At 68.5% G+C, this 6,555-nt stretch carries 6 protein-coding genes and 1 pseudogene; 3 read left to right on the forward strand and 4 right to left on the reverse strand.

Features of this window, described 5'->3' with window-relative positions:
- Positions 1 to 132: 132 nt before the first annotated feature.
- Entirely contained in the window at positions 133 to 393 is a 261-nt protein-coding gene (locus ACFYPD_RS32025; RefSeq protein WP_387121837.1) for a hypothetical protein, read from the reverse strand.
- Positions 394 to 439: 46 nt separating this feature from the next.
- On the opposite strand from ACFYPD_RS32025, the gene ACFYPD_RS32030 reads away from it, so the two are divergent.
- On the forward strand, positions 440 to 1,789 hold the full coding sequence (locus ACFYPD_RS32030; RefSeq protein WP_387121840.1) for an MFS transporter: 1,350 nt from the start codon (positions 440 to 442) through the stop codon (positions 1,787 to 1,789).
- A gap of 90 nt (positions 1,790 to 1,879) precedes the next feature.
- Complete coding sequence (locus ACFYPD_RS32035; RefSeq protein WP_387121843.1) at positions 1,880 to 2,788, forward strand: TIGR03619 family F420-dependent LLM class oxidoreductase; 909 nt, start codon at positions 1,880 to 1,882, stop codon at positions 2,786 to 2,788.
- Positions 2,789 to 2,803: 15 nt separating this feature from the next.
- Here ACFYPD_RS32035 and ACFYPD_RS32040 read toward each other — a convergent pair whose 3' ends face one another.
- The 3 genes and pseudogenes from ACFYPD_RS32040 to ACFYPD_RS32050 all read right to left on the reverse strand — a co-directional run.
- A complete protein-coding gene (locus tag ACFYPD_RS32040; RefSeq protein WP_387121846.1) occupies positions 2,804 to 3,238 on the reverse strand; it encodes a TIGR03668 family PPOX class F420-dependent oxidoreductase in 435 nt (144 codons plus the stop codon).
- 111 nt (positions 3,239 to 3,349) lie between these two features.
- Positions 3,350 to 4,504, reverse strand: a complete 1,155-nt coding sequence (locus ACFYPD_RS32045) for a hypothetical protein (RefSeq protein ID WP_387121849.1) — start codon at positions 4,502 to 4,504, stop codon at positions 3,350 to 3,352.
- A gap of 191 nt (positions 4,505 to 4,695) precedes the next feature.
- Positions 4,696 to 5,020 (reverse strand): annotated as a pseudogene (locus tag ACFYPD_RS32050) (transposase); the annotation flags it as partial.
- A 644-nt stretch (positions 5,021 to 5,664) separates the two neighbouring features.
- Between ACFYPD_RS32050 and ACFYPD_RS32055 the strand changes: the two are divergent.
- The gene (locus ACFYPD_RS32055; protein ID WP_387121852.1) at positions 5,665 to 6,459 is read left to right on the forward strand and encodes a DUF4241 domain-containing protein; all 795 of its coding nucleotides are present in this window, start codon (positions 5,665 to 5,667) and stop codon (positions 6,457 to 6,459) included.
- Positions 6,460 to 6,555: the final 96 nt, after the last annotated feature.

Below are 6,555 nucleotides of genomic sequence, written 5' to 3' on the forward strand. Positions count from 1 at the left end.
CCGTACGCCCCCTGGCTTGTAGATCGATGCGACGTCCCTGCTCGTGCCGCCTGCAGGGCGTGCCGGGTCGCACTGGGAGCCGTCCTTCAGCGCGACCCGGACGCTTTGATGACCGAAGCGTCCCTGCACGCCCTATCGGCTGCTCTTCAGCTTCTTGTAGAGCTGTTCGGGCTCCTGCGGGAAGTCCATCCCCTTGTCCCGCGCTCGGGAGAAGTCGTCGATCATGTGCTGTACCTCGCCGGGGGTGAACCGCCGGTCCTCATCGCCCTCCTTCTTCAGCCACTTGATCACGTCGTCGTAGTTCTTCCAGTCCCGTTTGCCCATCAGGCGCTCGATGTCGGTGACGTCGTAGTCCTTCTGCATCGCCTGGCTGGCCGGGTCGTGGATCTTCATTGCCTGCTCCTCCCGTCGACCGTGCTCCACGGCGCGATTGCCCGAGGTGTATCTGGGCAAACGCTCCGCTCCGGCATGGGCGCTCGTTCGTGGCCCGTTGCCGGCGGGTAACCCGCATCGGGCGGCTGATCCAGACCCGGCCCGCTTGCCGCTGGGCCAGACTGCATGGGTGAAGATCGCCGCGCCGACAATCAGGTGGACGCCGTGGCGGTTCGTGACCGCGTTCGGTGTTGTCAGTCTGCTGTCGGATGTGGTGTACGAGGGCGCGCGGTCAGTCATCGGCCCCTACCTGGCCACCCTCGGCGCATCCGCGACCCTCGTCGGCCTGATCACCGGCGCCGGGGAGGCGTTCGCCCTGGCCGGGCGGCTGGGCACCGGACCCCTCGCCGACCGGACCCGGGCCTACTGGCCGCTTGTCCTGGTCGGCTACATCGTGACCATGGTCGCTGTGCCCGCTCTCGGGCTGACCAGCGCATTGTGGCTGGCTGCGGTGCTGTTTGTCGCGGAGCGTGCCGGTAAGGCGATCCGGGGCCCGGCGCGCGATGTCATGATCTCCCACGCCGCCTCGGCAGTGGGCCGTGGCAAAGGCTTCGCCGTCCATGAGGCGCTCGATCAGGCCGGGGCGGTTGCCGGGCCGTTGCTGGTCGCCGCCGTTCTGGCCGCCACCGCCTACCACTACCGGCCCGCGTTCCTCGCCTTGGCCGTACCGGCTGTCGCGGCGATGCTCCTGCTGCTGTGGCTGCGCGCCGGCGTGCCCGATGCGCGCCGCTTCGAACCGGGCCCTCAACCCGGTGCAGCGCACGCCCCGCCGGGCGTGCGGCTGCCGCGCGTGTTCTGGACCTATCTGGCCTTCACGGTGCTGACCACGGCTGGCTACGCCACCTTCGGCGTGCTCAGCTTCCACCTCGCCACGCGGCACGTCGTACCGGTGGCGGTGGTCCCGGTCGTGTACGCCGCCGCGATGGGCGTCGACGCGATCGTCGCGCTGGCCTCCGGGTGGCTGTATGACCGGGCCGGCTTCCGGGTGCTGGCCGCCGTACCCGTGCTGACCGCCCTGATCCCGCTGGCTGCCTTCACCACCACCTCGGCGACCGCGGTCGCCGGGGTCCTGGCCTGGGGCGCCGTGCTCGGCATCCAGGAATCCACCATGCGTGCGGCCATCGCCGACATCGTCCCCGCTGCCAGGCGGGGCACCGCATACGGAATCTTCGCCGCCGGGTTGGGCGCAGCGACCCTGGTCGGTGGGCTGCTCACCGGCGCCCTCTATGACTACTCGATCACCGCCATGATCGTCACCGTGGCCGGCATTCAGGCCGTCGCCCTGGCCTTGTTCGTCGCCACCGTTCGCCCGGCCATGCGGCCCGTCCGCCCGTCACGGCGGGAACGTCGAGGGTGAGGAACGAGCCGGAGCTGCGGCCGTCGGGCACGTTGACGGGATCGCTGTGGTTCCGGTGCCTGACGGGATAGAACTGGGTACCGTGCCGGGGTGGAGGTTGGATTCGCCGCGCCCGTCTCCGGCTCGTGGGCCACACCAGAGAACATGATCCACGTCGCCCGCCGCGCCGAGCAGTTCGGATACCACTCGCTGTGGACGTTCCAGCGTCTCCTGGTGCCCGCTGACCGCAAATGGAGCGAGACGTACCACAGCGTCCATGACCCGCTGACCACGCTGGCGTTCCTGGCGGCTCACACCACGCGGATCCGGCTCGGCGTCGCGGTGCTCGACATGCCGTTCATCTCCCCGGTGGTGCTGGCCAAGCAGACCGCGACCCTCGACATCCTCGCCGGCGGACGGCTCGACCTCGGACTCGGCCTTGGCTGGGCGGACGAGGAGTACCAGGCGACGGGCGCGAGCAAGCATCGTCGGGGCCATCGAGCCGAGGAGTTTCTCGCGGTGCTTCGCGCTCTCTGGCAGAACGACGTCGTCGAGCATCGCGGCGAGTTCTACCAGGTACCGCCGACACGTCTCGAGCCAAAGCCGGTGCAGCGGCCACACCCGCCGATCCTGCTCGGCGGTCACGCGCCCGCGGCGCTGCACCGGGCGGGGCGGCTCGCCGACGGCTGGGTCAGCGGCAGCCAGGCGGACCTGACGAGCATCGGCGAGGCGGTCGCGATGGTCAAGGCCGCCGCGGCGGACGCCGGGCGCGATCACTCCTTGCGATTCGTCTGCCGTGGCGCGGTCCGCGTCCGTCCGACGGGCCCGGCCAGCCGGGAGCCGCTCACCGGCACGCTCGATCAGATCCGGTCGGATTTCCGCAGGCTCGCGGAGGCGGGCATCACCGAACTGTTCGTCGACCTCAACTTCGATCCGGAGATCGGCTCACCTCGTGCGGACGCGCAGGCGTCGCTGCGTCGGGCCGACGAGGTGCTCGGCGCCCTCGCCCCGACCCGCTGACACTGTGACCGGCCCTCATTCGGCCGGCTCCGCTGCCGCCTCCGCCCCAGACCAGGCCGACCAGCGGGTCACCCGCATCGCGACCACCGGCCCGGCTGGGGGCCGCCGGAGGTACTGCGGATATTTGTCGGCCAGCGCCGCGCGGACCGCGGCCTCCTCCGCGTGGTCCTCCACCAGCCAGCCGTGCCCGTCCAGCCGGGCCCACCACAGCCGCGACCAGTCCTCGTCATATTCGTCGATCAACAGACAGGCATGTCCGGTCGCCCGGATGTTCGCCAGGCGGCGCAGCTGCCGGTGGCGCTTGGGCTTCTCGTCGACGGCGTGGTAGACGACGTCGCCCAGCAGAACGAAGCACACCGGCACCAGGTGGGGACGGCCATCGGTTCCGACAGTGGCCAGCCGGGCGACCCGGGCCGACTCGACCTGATGCCGGAGTTTGTCGACGGGCACAGCGCTGACCGTAACAGTGCGCGGCCGCCGTCGTCCTCGCGGCGCGATGGGACGGGGCCCGCAAGGTGAGCCTGACCGACCGGCGAACCACACGCTGGCGGTGGTGAAGGGCTACGGTGAAATGCGGATCTCGACCGAGCTGATGAACCACCGGAAGTCGGATGCGCTCTCGATGGACACGTCGTTCGTGCCGCTCAAGTCGAACGAACGTGTCCCGGCGCACACGATCACGGACTGGCCTGCGGGCACCGGGCCGGCGCTGAACAACTGGGCGAAGTAGTGGGCACCGCGGGTCAAGTTCTCCTGCAGGAAGCTCTCGTCGTCGTCGGTCGCCTCGTCGAAGGCCGACATCTCGGCGTACGAGGGCTCGGACACGCTGGGGTGCAGGACGTCGAGCATCAGGAAGTTTCGCTGCCCTGTGCTGGAGTTCGACCATCCCCACTCGTCCGTCGTCTCCAAGCGGTGTGTCGCTTGGACGCACTGCGCGTCGATGAGGACCTCGACGAGGCCGGTCGTCGGCGGCACGAACGCGAAGGCCACCGCGCTGAAGCCGTCGCCGGACGCGTAGTCGAAGTCGCCGGCGTCGCCGTCGCCCATTGTGATGGAGATGCCGACGTCCCCGACGGATGGATTCAGCGTATGGATGCGATCAACGACGAAGTTGTCGTTGTGCACCGGGACGAACCCGAAGTTGAACCCGAAGAACGGCGGCCGGAAGACCTCCCACCGGTGCGGGTCGTCGCTGTCGTCCGGTTCCAAGACTCCCCAGGGGAGGGCACGGTCGTGGAAGGGAGACAGGCTCAGCCATTTGTCGAGGTTGTTAGAGAGGTGGAACCCGGGGCTGATGTTGTCGTCGGTCGTGAAGACGTCGGCAATGGCCTGGTGGTAGTCCGTCGCTATCGTGATGATCGCCTCACGCCGGACGTCTCGACTTCGCAGGAAGGCGTCGGCCTTCCGCTTCCGGGCCCTGTTCAGCTTGCGGTAGCTCGACGTCAACCCGTGGGGCGGCTGAAGCAGGTCACGGACGGTCATCCGCTCCTGCCGCATCAGATCCCTCAGGTCCGCCCAGTTGTCGTCTCCGAGCAGGTGTCGCAGTCGGCGGCTCGCGTCGGCCGACAGCTTCTCGGCTTTGCTGCTGCGCTTTTTGGTGATCGTTCGAAGACGCTGATCTCGCTCCTCGGCCGCCGCATCCGCCGATCGCTGGGCTGCCACGGGGAACTGGCGGAAATTACGAATCGCCTTGGAAGCGCTGACCACAGGAACCACCCCATTAGAGCCTCCCTGCATGCTGCTGCACATCGCTGTGGGTAGCCATACGGCTTGTGCCATGTTTGCAACACCCCCTATACCGTCAAATTCCGCAAAACCGGTAACTTCTGTCGCGGGCTCGGCGAGCCGGTCCGCATTCACGCGCCAGGCGACCACGGGGCCGAGCCCGCGGAGCCTCCTACGGACGGCCGCGAGATGGTTTCCTTGCTGACCGAGGCGCCATAGATTTCCGCGAGTGCTCGCTGATCTCCCCGGTCGTCAGGCCCTTGGCATACAGCGACAACACCACCTCGTCGACCCCCGACAAGCGACGCTGTCGCTTGCGCACGATCTGCGGCTCGAAGGTGCCCGCCCGGTCCCGCGGCACATCGACTGCACCGGCCCCGACGCACCGGTCAGCACCGTCTTCGGCCGGCTGCCGTTGCGGATGTTGCCCAACCCCGCCCCAGGCGGATCGTGTTTCTCATAGCCGAGGTGCTCGGTCATCTCCTCGTTCAGCGCGGTCTCCAGGACCCGCGACCACCTGATCGAATCCGGCTACGCCGCGGCGATCAGCGTCGAGAGGATCCGGCGGATCCTGCATGAACGTGGCGTGTCGTGGCAGGCCACCAAGACGTGGAAGGCCAGCACCGACCCCGAGTTCACGGCCAAGATGCGCCCGATCCTGGACCTCTACGACCACCCGCCGGCGGACGGGCGGGTGCTGTGCGTGGACGAGTTCGGGCCGCTGAACCTGCAGCCCCGCCCCGGCCGGGCCTGGCGCCCGCTGGGCCAGCCGGTGCGGCTGCGGGCCACCTACACCCGTGATCAGGGCGTGCGGCACATGATCGCTGCCCTCGACCTGGCCACTGGAAAGCTGCATTACCGCATCCGCGACCGGAAACGCTGGCGCGAGTTCCTGGCCTTCCCAAGACCCTGCGCCGCCGCTGGCCCGACGACCGGCTCTACCTCATCCTGGACAACTTCTCTCCGCACGAGCACCCCGAGGTCCGTGCCTGGTGCGCCGCCAACCAGGTGGAGCTGGTGTTCCTTCCGACCTACGCGTGTCCGGTCTCGGGACCTGCGTGACAGATCGGTATCAGGACCTGAGTGACGCTCCGGTGGGTGTTGTCGTAGATCATCCTGAGGGAGCTCTTCATCGACCGGAGGGGGCACGGATGTGGAGTCGACGGCAAACGCTGCGGCTCGCGCTCGCGGCAGCGGCCAGCGGTGGCGGAATCCTCCTCGGTGGGTGCTCGACCCGCTCACCTTTTGATCGGCCGGACACCCCTCGCTCCCTGGCGCCCGACGAGTCCAGCCCGTGGCCGCCTCCTGAGCAGACAGCCAACCTGTTCCGACCGGGGTCACGGCACCTGCTCGACGGTGGGCAGTGGGCGACCGCGAGGACGCTGCCCGCGGGCGATTTGCATCTGCCCAGCGGCAAGCTGGTCGCAGCTGACCCCAGTTGGCTGATGAGCTGGGAACGGTTGGGCATTGCATCCTTTACCGCAACCGTGCCGCCAGGCACCTATCCGTTGACGCTCGCTCTGGTCGAGTGGCCGGAGGACAAGCGCGTCGCGGCGGCGAAGTTGGCGATCCGTGACGAGCCGGTAGCGGCCTGGGAGATGGCGCTGCGACCCGGCCAGGACCCCGCCACCCTTCGCGAGGGCGAGGCTTTCACCGTCGGCGTCGACGTGGCCACCATCGCCCTGTTCGACACGGTGGCGCTTGAAGCGATGGCCAAACGGACCGAGGAGGACCCAGGCTCTTACTACGTGGCCGAGGCGGACCGCCCGGTCGAGCTGCAGGATCCCGCCTCGGGCGCCAACCTCATCGCCTTCAATACCGGCTGGGGCGACGGCGGTTATCCCGTCTGGGCTGGTCGTACGTCTACGGGCGCAGTCGCCTCCTTCCTCGTCGATATGGCCATGCTGGCACCGCCGCCGACGCCTGCCAGCAGCTCGCCATCCTGATTAAGAACTCCTAACAGAATGATCTAGGGGTCTTGTCCTTGATGGACGATCGACTAGAGTGCTCGGCCGTGAGGAGGGGTGAACAGCCGCCGTGGA

This window comes from Micromonospora sp. NPDC005299, from assembly GCF_042872345.1.
GTDB lineage: Bacteria > Actinomycetota > Actinomycetes > Mycobacteriales > Micromonosporaceae > Micromonospora.